Annotated in this window: 16 protein-coding genes and 1 tRNA gene; 2 read left to right on the top strand and 15 right to left on the bottom strand. The window is 67.3% G+C overall.

Annotated elements, in window-relative coordinates; all coding sequences use genetic code 11:
- Positions 1 to 18: 18 nt before the first annotated feature.
- Positions 19 to 846, bottom strand: a complete 828-nt coding sequence (gene otsB, locus ACX1D1_RS08825) for a trehalose-phosphatase (RefSeq protein ID WP_459054321.1) — start codon at positions 844 to 846, stop codon at positions 19 to 21.
- 68 nt (positions 847 to 914) lie between these two features.
- Between otsB and ACX1D1_RS08820 the strand changes: the two genes are divergently transcribed.
- The gene (locus ACX1D1_RS08820) at positions 915 to 2,309 is read left to right on the top strand and encodes an alpha,alpha-trehalose-phosphate synthase (UDP-forming) (RefSeq protein ID WP_459054320.1); all 1,395 of its coding nucleotides are present in this window, start codon (positions 915 to 917) and stop codon (positions 2,307 to 2,309) included.
- A 99-nt stretch (positions 2,310 to 2,408) separates the two neighbouring features.
- On the opposite strand, the gene ACX1D1_RS08815 is transcribed toward ACX1D1_RS08820, so the two are convergent.
- Positions 2,409 to 2,484, bottom strand: a tRNA-Asn gene (locus tag ACX1D1_RS08815).
- Between the two features lie 83 nt (positions 2,485 to 2,567).
- Positions 2,568 to 3,059: a hypothetical protein gene (locus tag ACX1D1_RS08810; RefSeq protein WP_459054319.1), complete on the bottom strand. Its 492-nt coding sequence runs from the start codon at positions 3,057 to 3,059 to the stop codon at positions 2,568 to 2,570.
- 105 nt (positions 3,060 to 3,164) lie between these two features.
- Between ACX1D1_RS08810 and ACX1D1_RS08805 the strand changes: the two genes are divergently transcribed.
- The gene (locus ACX1D1_RS08805) at positions 3,165 to 4,064 is read left to right on the top strand and encodes a sigma-70 family RNA polymerase sigma factor (protein ID WP_182782917.1); all 900 of its coding nucleotides are present in this window, start codon (positions 3,165 to 3,167) and stop codon (positions 4,062 to 4,064) included.
- On the opposite strand, the gene ACX1D1_RS08800 is transcribed toward ACX1D1_RS08805, so the two are convergent.
- The 12 genes from ACX1D1_RS08800 to ACX1D1_RS08745 form a co-directional block, all read right to left on the bottom strand.
- Positions 3,970 to 5,595, bottom strand: coding sequence for a monocarboxylic acid transporter (locus tag ACX1D1_RS08800; protein WP_220490941.1), 1,626 nt, complete (start codon positions 5,593 to 5,595; stop codon positions 3,970 to 3,972). The two genes, ACX1D1_RS08805 and ACX1D1_RS08800, sit on opposite strands and share 95 nt — an antisense overlap.
- Positions 5,592 to 5,954, bottom strand: coding sequence for a DUF485 domain-containing protein (locus tag ACX1D1_RS08795; protein WP_182782918.1), 363 nt, complete (start codon positions 5,952 to 5,954; stop codon positions 5,592 to 5,594). Before ACX1D1_RS08795 ends, ACX1D1_RS08800 begins: the two co-directional genes overlap by 4 nt.
- 116 nt (positions 5,955 to 6,070) lie before the next feature.
- The gene (dnaG, locus tag ACX1D1_RS08790) at positions 6,071 to 7,903 is read right to left on the bottom strand and encodes a DNA primase (protein ID WP_182782919.1); all 1,833 of its coding nucleotides are present in this window, start codon (positions 7,901 to 7,903) and stop codon (positions 6,071 to 6,073) included.
- 24 nt (positions 7,904 to 7,927) lie between these two features.
- On the bottom strand, positions 7,928 to 8,992 hold the full coding sequence (locus ACX1D1_RS08785; protein WP_459056565.1) for an HD domain-containing protein: 1,065 nt from the start codon (positions 8,990 to 8,992) through the stop codon (positions 7,928 to 7,930).
- A 63-nt stretch (positions 8,993 to 9,055) separates the two neighbouring features.
- On the bottom strand, positions 9,056 to 10,342 hold the full coding sequence (locus ACX1D1_RS08780) for a citrate synthase (protein WP_459054318.1): 1,287 nt from the start codon (positions 10,340 to 10,342) through the stop codon (positions 9,056 to 9,058).
- 85 nt (positions 10,343 to 10,427) lie between these two features.
- Positions 10,428 to 10,667, bottom strand: coding sequence for a hypothetical protein (locus ACX1D1_RS08775; protein WP_182782921.1), 240 nt, complete (start codon positions 10,665 to 10,667; stop codon positions 10,428 to 10,430).
- Positions 10,668 to 10,669: 2 nt separating this feature from the next.
- Positions 10,670 to 11,815, bottom strand: a complete 1,146-nt coding sequence (dusB, locus tag ACX1D1_RS08770) for a tRNA dihydrouridine synthase DusB (RefSeq protein ID WP_459054317.1) — start codon at positions 11,813 to 11,815, stop codon at positions 10,670 to 10,672.
- Positions 11,816 to 11,861: 46 nt separating this feature from the next.
- On the bottom strand, positions 11,862 to 12,938 hold the full coding sequence (locus ACX1D1_RS08765) for an ROK family transcriptional regulator (RefSeq protein ID WP_459054316.1): 1,077 nt from the start codon (positions 12,936 to 12,938) through the stop codon (positions 11,862 to 11,864).
- A gap of 1 nt (position 12,939) precedes the next feature.
- On the bottom strand, positions 12,940 to 15,084 hold the full coding sequence (locus ACX1D1_RS08760; RefSeq protein ID WP_182799672.1) for an alpha-galactosidase: 2,145 nt from the start codon (positions 15,082 to 15,084) through the stop codon (positions 12,940 to 12,942).
- 37 nt (positions 15,085 to 15,121) lie between these two features.
- Positions 15,122 to 15,424 (bottom strand): antibiotic biosynthesis monooxygenase family protein, encoded by a 303-nt coding sequence (locus ACX1D1_RS08755; protein WP_459054315.1) that lies wholly within the window; start codon positions 15,422 to 15,424, stop codon positions 15,122 to 15,124.
- Between the two features lie 53 nt (positions 15,425 to 15,477).
- Positions 15,478 to 16,383 carry a carbohydrate ABC transporter permease gene (locus ACX1D1_RS08750; RefSeq protein ID WP_459054314.1) on the bottom strand — a complete coding sequence of 302 codons (906 nt, stop codon included), beginning with the start codon at positions 16,381 to 16,383 and terminating at the stop codon, positions 15,478 to 15,480.
- Entirely contained in the window at positions 16,380 to 17,372 is a 993-nt protein-coding gene (locus ACX1D1_RS08745) for a carbohydrate ABC transporter permease (protein WP_459054313.1), read from the bottom strand. The genes ACX1D1_RS08750 and ACX1D1_RS08745 overlap by 4 nt, the downstream gene beginning before the upstream one ends.
- Positions 17,373 to 17,377 lie beyond the last annotated feature (5 nt).

The following is a 17,377-nucleotide window of genomic DNA, read 5'->3' as shown; positions in this document are numbered from 1 at the left end:
CGGATCAGGCCAAGCTGATCAGGGTAGGTGCCGCGACAACGCGGCCAGCCAGGCCGCGACTCCTGCGGGACCGTCCGCCAGCACGTCGGCATGGTCGATCAACGCGGGGAGTTCGTGGGATCCGCTCACGACGATGCAGGTGGTCACACCGTCATCGCGCAACTCCCGCAGCAGATCGAAGGCAGGGAGGTCACCAAGGTCGTCGCCACACATCGCCACGACGGTGGCTCCGGTCTCCTCGATGAGTGCGCGTAGCGCATCGCCCTTGGTCATCGAGGACGAGCGCAACTCAAGGACGTGCTTGCCCGGCTCGAGGGTCAGTCCGTTGGCCTCTGCGATCTCCGCGGCGACGGGCTTCAGCGTCGCGAAGGCGGCCGTGGGGTCCGGGCAACGACGCACGTGGATCCCGATCGCCTGCCCCTTGTCCTCGAGGTGCACGCCTGGCAGTCCGAGATCCGCCAGCGCCCGTTCGATCTGCACCGTGGCCACGGCGACGCTCTGGGGCGTTTCGGGCGGGGTCTCGACGCCTGTACGCGCGTCCCACCGTTCGGCCCCGTACTGCCCCAGCACGATGACCCCGCCCAGGCCGCCGCGTCTCTCGAGCTGTCCGAGCTGGCGGACCTTGGCCACGGGACGCCCGGTGATGATGGCCACCTGCCCCACCTTCGGCCCGAGGCCGGCCAGCGCATCCGCGGCCTCAGGCTGCATCGCCGAGGTCTCAGGATCGTCGACGATGGGCGCAAGTGTGCCGTCGAAGTCCAGGGCCACCAGGACCGAGGCCGGGGCTGCTGCTGCGGCGGCCAGGAAGTCGTGAGCGGCGGAGGTTCTCGCGTGCCAGGTGGTCATGGGCCCACTCTGCCACGCGGCGAGGCGGTGTCGGATCGGTAGGGTGGGGGCGAGTCGAGGAGGAACCAATGATGGAACGTGCCAGCTTTGTCGTCGTCGCGAACAGGCTTCCTGTGGACCGGGTCACGGGCGAGGATGGGTCCGTCGACTGGCGCAGCTCACCGGGTGGTCTCGTCACGGCCCTCGAACCGGTCATGAGGCAACAGGGTGGCGCATGGGTCGGGTGGCATGGCGCGGCTGACGAAACCGTTCAACCCTTTGCCCATGACGGCTACGACATCGTGCCGGTGCCGCTGAGCGCTGAGGAGCACGAGGAGTACTACGAGGGATTCTCCAACGCCACGCTGTGGCCGCTGTATCACGACACCGTCGCGTTTCCCGAGTTCCACCGGGAGTGGTGGGACGCCTATGTGACGGTCAACGAGCGCTTCGCGGAGGCCGCTGCAGAGGCTGCGGCCGAGGGGGCGACGGTGTGGGTGCAGGACTACCAGCTCCAACTTGTCCCGCAACTGCTCCGTGCGCTGCGGCCGGACCTGAAGATCGGCTTCTTCCTGCACATCCCCTTCCCGCCCGGGGAGATTTTCTCCCAGCTCCCGTGGCGCAAGGAGATCCTCGAGGGACTGCTCGGGGCTGATCTGATCGGTTTCCAGGTGCCCGGGGGCGCCGCCAACTTCCTTCGGCTGGTGCGGCGGCTCACCACACACAGGGTTGAGCGTGACACGGTGCGCGTGACGTCGGGCCATCGCTGTGTGGCGCGCGCCTATCCGATCTCGATCGACACCCAGGGTTTCGCGGACCTGGCCGCCTCGCCCGAGGTGGTCGCGGAGGCCGAAACGCTGCTCGACGAGCTCGGACACCCCAAGCTGGTCTTCCTGGGAGTGGACCGGTTGGACTACACCAAGGGACTCCGGCAGCGGGTCCGCGCGATGGGCGAGCTGTTCGCGGAGGGCAAGCTGGATCCGTCGGATGTCGTCTTCGTCCAGGTGGCCACACCGTCGCGTGAACGCGTCGAGGAGTACAAGCGCCTGCGAGACGACATCGACCAACTGGTGGGCCGGATCAACTCGGAGGTGGGAGGGGTCGGGCGCCCCGCAATCGTGTACAGGCACGCCGGCTACCCTCGGGCGACCATGGCGGCCATGTACAGGATCGCTGACGTGATGGTGGTCACGCCGCTTCGGGACGGGATGAACCTGGTGGCGAAGGAGTACGTGGCCTGCCACCCCAACACCAGCGGCGCGCTGGTGCTGAGCGAGTTCGCGGGCGCCGCGCTGGAACTGAAGCAGGCCTATCTGGTCAACCCCTACGACCTCAACGGGATGAAGTCCGCGCTGATGCAGGCGGCCACGGACACGGTGCGTGCCCGCCAGCGGCGGATGCGCGCCTTGAAGAAGCAGGTGGAGACTCACACGATCGACGATTGGGCCCAAGCATTCCTCGGGGACCTGGCTGAGCTCAGCTGAGCACCCTTCCTGGCCCACGGACGTTGCCCGGATGTCGCACTCCTATCGACGAAGAAGCCGCCCTGACTAGTGTTTAACCTAGTCAGAGCGGCTTTCGCATGGCTCCCCGGACTGGACTCGAACCAGTAACCCTTCGATTAACAGTCGAATGCTCTGCCAATTGAGCTACCAGGGAACGGTGGTTTCCCACGCGCCTGAAGTACGTTAGCAGATCGATCCAGGTGGTGCGAATCGGCCTCGCGCCGCTCGCCGCGCGCCTCAGAAGTACTCGGTGGCAAGGCGGTCTGTCTCCGCGACCACGGCCGCCCGCGTGGCGGGATCCTCCAGGTCCGCACCACCGGCGGGCACGGCGTACCAGTGGAGCTTGGGATTCTCTCCCAGGCTCCTGCGCCCCACGATCTGCACCTGGCCCCTGGTCCCGTCCACCACGCTCTGCACGACGGTGGAGGCCTGCACGCGCTCCTGGAACAGCTCAGGCAGCCTGCCCGGATCGGTGAGCTGCGCTTCGAACCTCTCACCTTCGACGGTGCGCCAGCGGAACATGTCGGCCTCCCCGATCCAGGAGCCGCTGCCGACCTCCTCCCAGCCCCACACCCGCCACGTGTCACCGACGCGTCGGGCAAGGTGGGCCCGTGTGCCAACCAGCACCACCCCCTCCCCCATCCCATGGGCCAGCACGTCGGCACGGTGCCCGAGGGCCTCGTTGAGCCCCTCGAGGATGACAGGGTCGAGACGGTTGAACAGTTCCATGACCCCATTGTGCTCCGTGTGGATAAGAAGTGTTGTCCGTATGAAGTTGTCCACAACGCAGATCAGGGGCCGCAGTCGGGAGCCCCAGGGAGCGAGGCTGTGGCCATGGATTTCAACGCACTGCAACTCCCCGATGCATGGTTCGGCCCCGGGCAGGACCTGGCCTGCGCACGCGCGGTGGAGGCGGGGCTCTATGCCGCGCACCTTCTTGAGCTGCACGGACCAGACGCCGAACTCTGCCAGATCGTCGGCCTGGGGAGGGAGGCCATGCAGCAGTTCTGGGCCGTCGGCCTGAAGATCTCCATGCAGCAGGCCAGGCGCATCGCCGCGACCCACGACCTTCCGCCCGAGGATCTGTTCCAGGACGGGTGCGTCGCCGTTGCCGAGGCGATTCAGCGCTACGACTACACGCGCACCGTGCGCTTCACCACCTACGTCTTCGAGTTCGTGGTGAGGGCACTGTCCGAAGGGGCCCGGCACCGGATCGGGCGCCCCGCCGCCAGCCGCGCGGACCGCCGGGCCGCTCGGCTCGCGGGAGTGGAGCGGGACACCCAGGCATCCATCGGCAACAGCATCGGCATGACGGCGGCCGCCGAGGCTGCAGGCGTCTCGCTCACGGCCGCGCATCGCGCGATGGTGAAAATGGTGAGCCTCGACGACGTCATGGCGGCGGACCCCGCCACCGAGGCCAGCTTCGCCAGGGTTGAGTCGGTGGGTTTGGACTTCCTCGGACTTCTCGGTCGGCGACATCGTCGGGTGCTGGAGCTCCGGTTCGGCGTTGTCGGTGAGGCGCTCACCCTGGCGGACACGGCCCGCAGGCTGGGCGCCTCACAATCAACAGTCCACCGCTGGGAGCATGAGGCCATCGAGCAGGCGCGCGCCCTCCTCGACGGGGATCGCACCACCGGCCTCAGTGAGAGATCGCCTCACCAGCCCCGGCGCCGGTCATCGAGCGCACCTCCATCTCGATCGCGAACTCCTCGTCGCCTCGCTGCTTCGACGTGACCGTCCCGAGCCACCCTGCAAGGAAGGCCATCGGGACGCTGACCAGCGCCGGGTTGTCCAGCGGGAACCAGGAGAAGTCCACGCTCTCGCCGAACATGGAGGTGGGTGAGCCGGAGATGGCGGGCGAGAAGACGATCAGCAGCACGGCCGAGATCAGGCCGGTGTAGATCGACCACACGGACCCGCGGGTGTTGAACCTCTTCCAGTACAGCGTGTAGAGGATCGACGGGAGGTTGGCCGAGGCAGCCACCGCGAACGCCAGCGAGATGAGGAACGCGATGTTCTGCCCGTTGGCGACGATGCCTCCGAGGATGGCCAGCACCCCCACCACAACGGACGTGTAGCGCGCCACCCGGACCTCCTGCGCCGGGTCGGCCTTGCCGTCCTTGAGGATCGAGTTGTAGACGTCGTGGGCGAACGATGCCGAGGCTGTGATCGTGAGCCCGGCCACCACCGCGAGGATGGTGGCGAAGGCGATGCCGGAGATGACGCCCATGAAGATCTCTCCGCCCAGGGTCAGCGCCAGTAGCGGCGCCGCGGAGTTGGCGCCACCTGGGGCCGCAACGATGGCTTGCTGTCCCACGAGCTTGGCCGCGCCTAGGCCGAGAACGAGCGTGAACAGGAAGAACACGCCCACGAGGATGATGGCCCACACGGCGGACTTGCGGGCCTCCTTCGCGGTGGGGACCGTGTAGAAGCGCATCAGCACGTGTGGGAGCCCCGACGGCCCGGCGATGAGGGCGATCGACAGCGACAGGAAGGAGAGCTTCGTCCATTCAGTGGCGCCGTAGCGCGCCATGGGTTGCAGAAGGTCGATCCCATTGCCCGTGGTGGCGTCCAGCGCCGCCTGTTGAGCGCCGAGCGCCAGGGCATCAAGGTTGAAGCCCTCTCCCATCAGCACCAGGAACGTCATCACCGCGGCGCCGCTGACCAGCAGCACGGCCTTGATCATCTGGACCCAGGTGGTGCCCTTCATGCCGCCGATGAGGACGTAGACGATCATGAGCAGGCCCACGAGCGCGATCACGACGCCCTGCATGTTCTTGTCAGACACACCCAGCAGCAGCGCGACGAGGCCACCGGCGCCAGCCATCTGCGCGAGCAGGTAGACGAACGAGATCACAAGGGTGGACGTCGCGGCCGCGGTGCGCACCGGCTTCTGGTTCATCCGGAAGCTGAGCACATCTGCCATCGTGTACTTGCCGGTGTTGCGCATCGGCTCCGCGACCAGATACAGCGCGAGCAGCAGAGCGACGAAGAAGCCCACCGAGTACAGGAGTCCGTCGTAGCCATAGATGGCGATCGCGCCTGTGACGCCCAGGAATGCGGCGGCAGACAGGTAGTCACCAGTGATGGCCAGCCCGTTCTGGCGCCCGGAGAACTGAGCCCCGCCGGTGTAGAAGTCCGACGCCTTGGTCTTCTGGCGGCTTACGACGATGACCACCGCGAGTGTTGCGGCGACGAAGATGGCGAAGACGGCGATGTTGATCAGCGGGTTGCCGTACTGCGCGGTCTCAAGCAGGCTCATCATGCCGCACCCTCATTCACAATGCGCTCCTTGATGCGGGCTGACAGCGGATCCAACCTGCGATTGGCGTAGTTGACGTAGATGGCGGTCCAGACCCACACCACGACGAACTGGAAGAGCCCCAGCATGATGCCGGTGTTGAGACCCCGCATCCCGAGGAACGGCGAGGACATGAAATCGACGGCGTAGATGGACGCGACGACGTAGACGAAGTAGGACGCCACACCTGCGATGGTCATGGGGAATGCGAACCGACGGAAACTGGAACGTAGCTCCAGGTAGTCGGGGCTCGTGGACACCTCGACGTACACGGCTCTGGAATCGACTGGATCCAGCGGATCCACGGTGCGGCCTTGGGACATGCTTCTCCTGAAGGTCGATGAGACAACAGTGTCTCGACATGAAGAGACTTTAGGCACACGCGACATGACAATGCAATCCGGGCTTTGTCAGGTACCCCCTGGGGTGTGGCGCCGCTTCAGCCCAAACCAACCGCTTGGAGCGCCTTGCGCCGCATCTCCAACTCCGTCAGGTGGGCGAACTGGGCGCGGTGGCCAGTGGGATCCTTCACCGGGTCGGTGCGCTGGAGTCTTGACTTCAGATCGGCGATCTGGCGGTTCACCCGCGCCAGCCGGAGCCGCGCCGTGTGGGCGAGGGAATACGTCTCGTCGGCCTCCCTGAGGAGCGGCTCGACGATGAGCGCGACGATCAGTTGCCGGACCAGATCAGTGGGCGCCTGGGATCGGAGCCTGTCGATCCAGGCATCGCCGTAGTCCACCGAGGCGAGCAGCCGGAACACAGCCGCATAGCCGGGGTGGGTGAAGTCCTCAGCTTCTACCGCGTTCCACGCCGCATCGAACGTGGTGGGGTGCTGCAGCATCAGCTTCAGCGTGTCGCGCTCGAGGCGCAGCGCCGGGTCGTCCGGGCTCGGCCATTCCGGATCCGGAGCGCGCCTCTCGGGGGACTCTGCCGCGACCTGCTCGGCCGGGGCACCCCGATGGCGGACCCTGGACGCCTCCCTGCGCACCTCATCGAGATCCATGCCGAGCACGCCGGCGAGCTCCCGCAGGTACTGGTTGACGAGGGACTGGTCCCGGATCGCACCGATCAGCTCGGCACCTTCTCGTGCGGCCCCGAGGCGCCCGTCGGCGCGGTCCAGATCGTAGCTCTTGGCGATGTTGGACATCACGAAGCGGTAGAGCGGTATCCGGCGCGCCACCAACTCGCGCACCGCGGCATCGCCCTGCTGCAGCCTCAGGTCGCAGGGGTCCAGACCCGTCGGCTCGACGGCCACGTAGGTCTGGGTGATGAAATTCTGGTCGCCCTTGAACACCTTCAGCGCTGCGGCCTGACCGGCCTTGTCACCGTCGAAGGTGAAGATCACCTCGCCGTGCAACCCGTCCTGCGTGCCCATCAGACGCTGGAGAAGACGCGCATGATCGTCGCCGAAGGCGGTGCCGCACGACGCGACGGCCGTCTCCACGCCAGCCATGTGGGCCGCCATGACGTCGGTGTAGCCCTCGACAATGACTGCCTGGGCCTTTCGTCCGATCTCGCGCCGCGCCAGGTCCAGCCCGTAGAGCACGTGCGACTTCTTGTAGACCGGCGACTCCGGGGTGTTGATGTACTTGGCCGGCAGTCGGTCGTCGTCATAGATCCGTCGAGCCCCGAAGCCCAGGACGGCCTGGGCGGAGTCCCGGATCGGCCACAGCACCCTGCCGACGAAGAAGTCCCTCCCCCCCTGCCTGGTCAACCCCGCAGCGTGGAGGACGTCATCCGCGAACCCCTGGGAGTGCAGCGTCTGCCGCAGCGCCCCGCCGTGCCGGGGCGCGTAGCCGATGCGGAACCGCTGCGCCACGGCGCGGTCGAACCCTCTGCCGTGGAGGAAGTGCCGTGCCTCGATCGCCTCGGCGGACTCGAGTTGGGCGGCGTAGAACTCCTGCGCGGCCTCGTTGGCCTCAAGGATCCGCTTCCTCAGCCCTGGAACCTGCCCCGGGCCGCCGTCGTCCTCGATCCTCAGCACGATCCCCGCCCGGTCCGCGAGCACCTGGATGGCCTCCGTGAAGGAGAGGTTCTGCTGCTTCTGCAGAAACGTGATCACGTCCCCACCCTCACCGCAGCCGAAGCAGTAGTAGAAGCCGCGTGACGGGGTCACTGTGAAGGAGGGCGTCTTCTCGTCATGGAAGGGACACAGCCCCTTCAGCGATCCCCCGCCTGCGTTACGGAGGGCCACGTAGCCGCCCACCACGTCGTCGATCCGGCTGCGCTCACGGACGGCCGCGATGTCCTCGTCATTGATCCGGCCCGCCACGGGGCCACTGTACCCGCTGCCTGCTCAGGCCCCGCGGCCGATACCGCGAGGCAGTTGCGCGGGGTTCCAGCCGAGGAGGAGGCGCGCCTGCTCGAAGGCGAACCGGTCGGTCATACCGCCCACATAGGTGACCACGCCACGGAGCAGATCGTCGCCACGGAACTCCTCGGGCAACGTCGACGGCGCTGCGAGGTAGTACTCCACCAGGTCCGTCAGGACCCGCACCACGGTGTGCGACTGCGCCACGGACTCAGGGCGGGTATAGATGCGCTCGTAGTTGAAACGCCGCAGCTGACCGAGTGCCTCGGCGCTGGCCGGATCCATGCCGACCACCCCGGTTCGGGCCGTGGTGTCGATGACGGCGTTGATGAAGGTGGCCAACTGCCGGGTCCGGGTGACACCCGCCACCTCGCGAACCACCTCCGGAACCTCGCTGAGCGTGACAATCCCCGCCGACACTGCGTCCTCCAGGTCGTGCGCACAGTAGGCGATCCGGTCCGCCCAGGAGACGATCTCGCCTTCAAGGGTGGCCGGTGCGGGACGCGACCACGAGTGGTTGCGGATGCCGTCCAACGTCTCCACCGTGAGGTTGAGGTGGCGCAGCACCACGTCCGCGCCCCAAGGGCCGTGGTCGTAGCCGCCTGGCACGAACTGGTCGAAGGCGTCCTCGGACGCGTGGCCACCAGGGCCGTGCCCGCAGTCATGCCCCAGAGCGATGGCATCGGCAAGTGTCGCGTTGGCCCCGATGCCGCGGGCCATCGCCACGGCGGCCTGCGCCACCTCAAGGGCGTGGGTCAGCCGGGTGCGCTGATGATCCGTGGGGTAGACCACCACCTGGGTCTTGCCCGCCAACCTCCGGAAGGCCGCCGAGTGGACGATGCGGTCCCGGTCGCGTTCGAAGCACGTGCGGAGCTCATCCGGCTCCTCCGGACGGGCCCGGTTGCCGGCTCCACCGGCGAAGCTCGCCTCGGGTACCAGCGTGAGCCGCTCCAACTCCTCGCGCCGCTCACGACGGCGGGGGTCACGGACGGACGTGCGTACCGATGACGTGGCATGCGCCGTGATCACCCCTTCGCCGTGACCCTGCATGGTCGAGGCCCAGAGCCTGGTGCGCGGTAGCGGTGTGTCCATGGTCTCCCAACCGTACCTACCTCAGCGCTCGGACCGCGGCACCCACTCGGAGACCTGGTTGCCCACGTAGACCTGACGCGGCCGGTAGATCCGCTGCGCAGGGTTCTCGGAGACTTCCTTCCAGTGCGCGATCCACCCGGGGGTGCGGCCGATGGCGAACATGACCGTGAACATGTCCAGCGGGATCCCGATGGCGCGCAGGATGATGCCCGAGTAGAAGTCGACGTTGGGGTACAGCCGACGCGAGGCGAAGTAGTCGTCGGCCAGCGCTGCCTGCTCAACCTCGCGTGCGATGTCGAGCAGCGGATCGGTGATGTGCATCTTGTCGAGCAGTTCGTCTGCGGCAGCCTTGAGGATGATGGCCCGGGGGTCGAAGTTGCGGTAGACGCGATGCCCGAAGCCCATCAGCTTGACCCCGGACGAGCGATCCTTGACCCGGTTGATGTAGTCCTGGGGCTTCATCCCGGTGTCTCGCAGGTGCTCGAGCATCTCGATGACGCCCATGTTCGCCCCGCCGTGCAGGTGGCCCCACAAGGCGTTGACCCCGGCGGAGACCGAGGAGAACATGCTCGCTCCCGCCGACGCGACCATGCGCACCGTCGACGTGGAACAGTTCTGCTCGTGATCGGCATGGAGGACGAGGAACATGTTGAGCGCGTGCGCCACCTCGGGCGTGGCCTCGTAGTCCCGATAGGGCACCGAGAACATCATGTGGAGGAAGTTCTCCGCATAGTTCATGTCGTAGCGGGGATAGGCGATGGGTTGGCCGATGTGGGACTTGTACGAGGCCGCCGCGATGGTGCGGGTCTTGGCGATGAGCCCTGCCGCCGCCAACTTGAAGCGCTGAGCGTCCGTGAACTGCGCCTCATGCACTTCATGGGTCTGCAGTGCATTGATCATCGCCGACAGAATGGCCATCGGGTGGGCCGTGGCGGGAAACCCGTCGAAGTGCTTGCGCATGTCGCGGTGCAGCGCGGCGTTCTCGGTGAGCAGATGACGGAACTCCGCCCGCTCATTCTCGTCCGGCAGACGGCCGAAGATCAACAGCTCGGCGGTCTCGATGAAGCTCGAGCGCTGCGCCAGGTCTTCGATCGGGATGCCGCGGTAGCGCAGGATCCCCGCCTCCCCGTCGATGAAGGTGATGGCCGACTTGCAGGAGCCGGTGTTGCCGTAGCCGTCGTCGAGCGTGATGAGCCCGGTGGAAGCGCGCAGCGACGAGATGTCGATCGCCCGCTCGCCCTCTGTCCCGGTGACGACGGGGAGTTCGTGTCTCACCCCGTCGATGATGATCGTTGCCGTTTCGCCCATGGGGACCTCCTGGGACCGGGCCGGCCCGGGGGGGCCAGCGATTGCCTCAGAATAACGACGCGGTCACGGCCGTCCCCGCTGGGGTCTACTTTCGCGATTGGGCGCGGCCGAGGAACAGCATCGCGACCCCCATCACCGCGATGCCGAAGGCGCTGCTGCCGATCCGCTCCCATTCCCCGGCCTCGACACCGGTGGTGGTCGAGACGAAATAGGCGCTGACGAACAGAACCAGGACGCCGAGAAGCGCAACGACGCGCCCGATCTGCGCCCAGATCGGCAGCTTCTTGCGCGGCTCGTTGGTCGTCTCGTCCTGCGGCTCCGCCACGGTCATCCTCCGCTCACGCCGATCTCGGCGTCAGATAGATCCAGCTCACACCCGGAGGTGTCGTCGTACCAACCGTACGGCACCACCACCCGAGCCCGTGGCGACCCTTGCCGCCCACGGGCAGTACCCAGCTCCGTCTCGGGGAACCCCGCGTCGTGGTCGAGCTGAGATACGAGGTCGCGAAGCTCGTCGAGCGTCGAGACCATCGCGAACCGGCGGCGCAGCTCCCCCACGGGGTAGCCCTTGAAGTACCAGGCCATGTGCTTGCGCAGGTCCGTCAATGCGTGCCGCTCGCCGACGTATCCTGTGAGCAGCTCGGCGTGGCGCGTCAGCGTCCTTCCCACCTCACCCAGCGTGGGCCGGTGCCGCAGTTCCTCGCCGCCGAAGGCCGCGGCCAGGTCGCCGAACAGCCATGGCCGACCCAGGCAGCCGCGGCCCACCACCACCCCTGCGCAGCCCGTCTCGTCCATCATCCGCAGCGCGTCCTCCGCCTCCCAGATGTCCCCGTTTCCGAGGACCGGGATGTCGACGGCCGCCACCAGCTCGGCGATCCGGGACCAGTCCGCCTCACCGGAGTAGGCCTGCGCCACGGTTCGCCCGTGCAGGGCGATGGCGGCAGCCCCCTCTTCCTGGGCGATCCGCCCGGCGTCGAGGAAGGTCTCATGCTCGCCGTCGATGCCGATCCGGGTCTTGATGGTGACGGGGACGCCGAACTCGTCGGCGGCGCGGACCGTCTGGCGCACGATGGCGCGCAGCCTGTCCCTCTTGTACGGGAGCACGCCCCCGCCACCCTTGCGGGTGACCTTCGGTACCGGGCAGCCGAAGTTGAGGTCGATGTGGCCGACGGCGAAATCCTTGGCCAGGATTCTGGCCGCGTCCGCCATCACGCCCGGGTCGACGCCGTAGAGCTGGACCGACCGCGTGGTCTCGCCGGGGTCGAACTGAAGCATCGCGTGGGTCTTCGGGTCTCCGACCACCAGGCCGCGGGAGGTGATCATCTCGCAGACGTAGAGCCCTGCCCCCTGTTCGCGGCACAACTGCCGGTAGGCGGCGTTCGTCACCCCGGCCATCGGCGCGAGGACCACCGGAAGGTCCACGACGACGGCGTCGTGGCGGCTGGGCGCGTGCAGGCGCAGCGGCTGGATCACGGGCAACAGGACTCCTGGGATGGGTGCGGCGACCCCCCAGCCTACGTCAGACGGGCGAGGTGAACCTCTGCCGGATGGCAGCGACGGCCGCACCGCGCGCGTAGTCGTGGAAGTCCAGGGCGGACAGGACCAGTTCCGGGAAGCGCAGGTCTTCCCGCCAGTCGTCGGTGAGAATCTCCCGCACCACATCCAGTGATCCCCCCAGAAGGGCGATCCCCTCGCCCGTGATGAGGATCGATTCGGGTGCGAACGCGATAGCCGCCCCGCGCACCAGCCACCCCATGGCGCGCCGCGCATCCGCGATGGCCGGCCGGGCGGAGGCCGTGGTCAGCGCCTCCTCAAAGGTCAGGGCCCGTCCTGCCAGGCCGCTGGCGGCCTGCGCCACCGCGTCGACGGACAACACGTCACCGAACACGCGCCCGTCAGGCAGCCATAGCCGGCCGAGGATGCCGGCTGCCCCCTGCCTGCCGAGAAGCAGCTGGTCGTCGACCACCGCGCCGCATCCCACGCCCATGCCGAAGGTGACGACCGCGAAGTGCGTCAGCCCGCGCCCGGCCCCGAACCAGTGCTGGAACAGGGTCAATCCGTCGATGTCGTTGATGGTGGCGCAGTCCACTCCGGTGAGCTGGATCAGCCGTGCGGCCAGGTTCCCGCCGCCGGGCCAGCCGAGCATCCGCGTGGCGTGGAGAACCCCGTGTGGCTCGACGGAGGCGGGCAGACACACGCCCACAGCCGAGACACCCGGGAACCGCCGCACCACGCCGGCCAACACCTGGGCCGTCGACTCCAAAGTGGCCGTGTCCAGGTCAACCTCCTCGGAGTGGTGCATCTCCCCCGCCAGGCCCGTGCCCACCACCCACGCATGACCGGGGACGATCTTGATGCCCAGGAATCTGGCCGACTCATCGACGATCCTGAGCGGCAGGGGCGGCCGGCCGATCTCGAACGCCGACGGAGCGCCCTGCTCAAGGACACCGGTCTCGATCAGCGGCTTCGTGATTCTGGTCAGGGACCCCGATGACAGACCCAGTAGCCTCGCCACCTCGGCCCGGGAGATCGGCCCGTGCCGCAGGACGGCCAGCGCGACGCTGCGGGTGGTGGGGTCGAGGGGCCACGGCGCCATGTCAGAGCCGGTCGAGCTCGAATATCACCGCGGTGTCCGGCTGCATCTGTGGGGCCCGGATGCCGGCGTGGATCAGTGCATGCCCGGGAAGCACCAGCGGCGCCTCGGCGGCCTCCCAGGGCACGATGTGGATCGCCGGCACGAGCTGACGGTCGATGACGGTGACGCGATAGGTGGCCTCGGGGTCGAGGCCGGGGAACTGTAGAACACCGAGGCTGACCACCGGGCTGGCCGCAAGCACCGACAACGAGAAGATGGACTTGCGGGGTGTCACCACACCCTTGAAATAGCACTCGGGCTCCCGCATGTCCACCCGCACCTGGCGGCCCCCCAGCAGCACCCCACGGTTGGCCTTGTACCAGTCGATCCACCACCGCAGCTGCCCGAGCTCCTCCTCGGTCGCCTGTGCTAGGTCCCATTCGATGCCGAGGTGGCCGAAAACGGCGGTCGCGGCGCGGAAGTCGATATCGTGCCAGCGCGCCGTGCTGTGGGAACGGCCGGACGCTATGTGACTGCCCTGAAACTCCGGAGGAAGCAGTTGGCTCGTCCATGTCAGGAGCCGCTGGCGCTCGTGGGGGTCGATCACATCGGAGACCCAGACCCGCTCAACCCGGCGCATCACTTCCAGGTCCACCCGCGCGCCTCCGGAGCTGCACGACTCGAACTCCACATCGGGGTGCTGGTGCCGGAGAGTGTCGAGCAGCCGGTAGTAGGCGACGGTGTGGGCGTGGACGGCCGGCTCCCCGTGCGGCGCCGTCCCCGCGTCGATGAGATCGCGGTTGTGGTCCCACTTGACGTAATCGATCCGGTACTCCGTCAGGATGGCGCTCATCTGGGAGAAGACGTGTCGCCACGCACCGTCGATCGACAGGTTGAGGACGTGCTGCTGGCGGGCCTCGACGGGCAGCCGTCCGGCGGGCTGCATGATCCAGTCGGGATGCGCCCGCGCCAGATCCGAGTCCAAGTTGATCATCTCGGGCTCGAACCACAGCCCGAACTCCATCCCGAGGTTCTTGACCCGGTCGACGAGCGGGTGGAGGCCATCCGGCCACACGTCGGGCGAGACCACCCAGTCTCCCAGGCCAGCATGGTCGTCGCGACGGGCCCCGAACCAGCCGTCGTCGAGCACGTAGCGCTCCACGCCAAGGGCGGCCGCGCGTTCGGCGAGATCGATGAGGCGGGTGGCGTGGTGATCGAAGTAGACGGCCTCCCAGACGTTCAGCGTCACGGGCCTCTCAGCGGACGGGGCGTGGGGCAGTGCCCGAAGCCAGGCGTGGAAGCGATCGGCCTGGGCGTCTAGCCCGTCTGCGTAGTTGAAGAACAGCCATGGCGTCCGGTAGTTCTCACCGGCACCGAGAACCACCTCGCCGGGCAGGAGGAGTTCCCCGCCGGAGAGGACCTGATGACCGATGAAGTCCCGCTCCGCGACGTGGAGGTGGTTCCCGCTCCAGGCCGTGTGGACGGACCACACCTCGCCGGCGCGGAAGCCGAGTCCGGGTGTCGCGGCGTGCAGGACGTAGGCGGCATCGGCCCCGGTCCGCCCGTGCCGGCCCTCCCGCCGATGCTGGCCGACGGTGAACTCTCGCCGCTGAGGGAACCGCTCCACGCCCCAGCGTCCAGCGAAGTCGAACAGCTCCGATGCCCTGCTGGGCACGGGCATCGCGAGGGTGAGCTCCTCGACGGCGAACGGAGCCTCATCGAGGTTGGTCAACTCCCCGCGCAACCGGACCAGACCCTCAGGTGTGAGTTCGAGCGTGATCGTCAGGTTGAGCAGCGACGTGGCCGAGTGCGCATGGAACTCGACGGTGGCAGGCCCCAGGTGTTCCAGCGGCTCTGCAGGGCGTCCATCAACCAGGATGTCGGTGACAGCCCAGTCGGGGGTCCAGTCCCGGCCTTCCCGGGACCCGACCAGACCGGGCCGGCCCGCCCACCCGTAGCGCCCCTCGAGCAGGATGCCGAAGCGGGGCGGGAGATCCGGGTTGTTCGGCCCCACCTGGACCACGTTGGCGAGGGCGAGAGAGTCGAACTGGTCCGTGGTGAGGGGTTGAAGCTCGTGGCCCCAGTGCACGACCTCGGGCATTCGCGACTCGGCCACCATCACCGCAATCGAGACACCCTGGGCGGTGAGAAGAAGTCGGGTGTTCATCATGGACTCCCTGGGTTCAGTTGGTGCCGCGCGGCGTTCAGTAAGTGCCGCGCGGACGGTTGTCGCCCACCTCGTCGACGGGTAGGTAGGCACTCGGCTCATCGACGGCGCGCGAGAGAAGCGGCGTGAGGATCATCTTGGCCTCGTAGCCGTTGAATGAGCGTCGGTACTCGCCCACGCTGGCCCATCGGCTCACGAGCGCGAAGAGGTCTGGATCGTCGAGGTTGCGGACCAGTTCCATGGTCAGGCAGCCGGGGCGCGCGGCCCACCAGTCGACGACGGTTCGGGCTTCGGCGACGAAGTGCTGACCTGGGGCGGAGAATCGGGTGATGACGAGCACGGTAGTGAACGCTACCGCGGGCCGGCGTCGGAGACACCGGCCCGCGGTAGACGTCAGCCCTTGACGGCGCCCGAGGTGAGGCCCCGGACGAAGTACCGCTGCAGGGCGAAGAACACCACGAGCGGCAGGATCATCGTGATGAAGGCGCCTGCGGTGAGCAGGTGCCAGTTCTCGCCGCGTGTGCCCAGGAGGCCGGCCAGCGCGATGGTGAGCACCGCGTTGTCACCCTGGCCGAGGAAGATCAGCGCCACCAGCAGGTCGTTCCAGACCCAGAGGAACTGGAAGATCGCGAACGAGGCCAGCGCAGGCGTGGACATCGGGATGATCAGGCGCCAGAACGTCTGCCAGTGCGACGCGCCGTCGATCTCCGCCGACTCCACCACCGACTTCGGAAGGGAGGCCATGTAGTTGCGCAGGATGTAGACCGCCAGCGGCATGCCGAAGCCGGTGTGCGCGAGCCACACCGTCGCGAACTGACCGTTGATCCCCATCTGCTGGAAGATGATCGACAAGGGAACGAACGAGACCGAGTTGGGCACCACGAGGAGGCCGACGATGACGATGAAGAGCACGTCACGGCCCTTGAACTCCATGAACGTGAACACGTAAGCGGCGAACGCGGCGATGAGGATGGGGATGATCGTCGCCGGGATGGCTACGGTCAGCGAGTTGATGAACGCGACACCGAACGGGGTGGCGCCCGTGGTCAGGACCTCGCCGTAGTTCTCGATCGTGAGCTGCGTGGGGTTGGCGAACACGTTCCACCACCCGCTGTTGTTGGCCTCGGAGCGCGGGCGCAGGGACGTCAGGAACAGTCCGATGGTGGGGATGAGCCACAGCAGACACAGGATCACGACGGCCGATTCGACCAGCCACAGGAACTTCCCCGAGCCCACCGACCGGGCCGACTCCTCGCCGCGCTTGACCTTGACCTTCTTCGGGGGGGCTGCGACGGTCATGAGTTCGCCTCCTGGAGCCTGAACTGGCGGACCTGGTACACCAGGACCGGGATGATGGCGATGATGAGGATCACGACGATGGCCGAGGCGGTGCCCGGATCACCGTTGCGGAACAGCGCCGCGTAGAACGCGTTGCCCAGCACATTGGTGTTGTAGTTGCCGTTGGTCATGGCGTAGACGATGTCGAAGAGCTTCATGACGCCGATGAGCACGGTGATGAAGACGGTGATCACGGTGGGCCAGGCCTGCGGCAGGATGATCCGCCAGAAGATGGCACCCTCGGACGCGCCGTCGATGCGGCCCGCCTCGATGGTGTCCTCCGGCACGCCCTTCAGGGCGGCGGAAAGCAGGACCATCGAATAGCCCACCTGGGTCCAGACGTAGACCACCATGAGCAGGAAGGTGTTGAACCTGAAGGCGTCTATCTGCAGCCAGGTCTGGGGCGAGCCGCCCAGACCTACGATGATCGCGTTGAGCAGCCCCACCTGGGAGGATCCCTCGGGGCGCCAGGCGTAGACCAGGTTCCAGATGGCCGAGGCGCCCACCATGGAGATGGCCATCGGCAGGAAGATGATCGACTTAGCGGACTTCTCGGCCATGGGCTTGAGCTTGTCGACCAGCACGGCGACAAGCAGGCCGAAGGCGACGATGGCGGCGGGGGCCACGATGATCCACAGCACGTTGTTGATCAGCGTGTTGATGAACCGCGGGTCGTTGAAGAGGCGGACGTAGTTGTCGAGGCCGACGAACTCCAGCAGCCGGCCGTTGCGGCCGCGCCGGAAGCTGGAGGCAATTGTCTCTACGGCGGGGTAGAGGAGGAAGACACCGATCGCGGCGTAGGCCGGCAACAGCAGCGCATAGGGCTTGAGGCGGAGTTCCCACTTCTTCGGGAGAAGCTCACACGCCTTATTCAACAGCCAGAAGAGCGCCACCGCACCCAGCACACCCACCACGACCGCGCCGAGCGCGAGGCCGAGCTTTTCAAACATGGGGT

Source organism: Tessaracoccus luoxuelianae, assembly GCF_054483915.1.
Note: the sequence above shows the minus strand (reverse complement) of the source record. Positions and strands in the feature narration are given on the sequence as shown.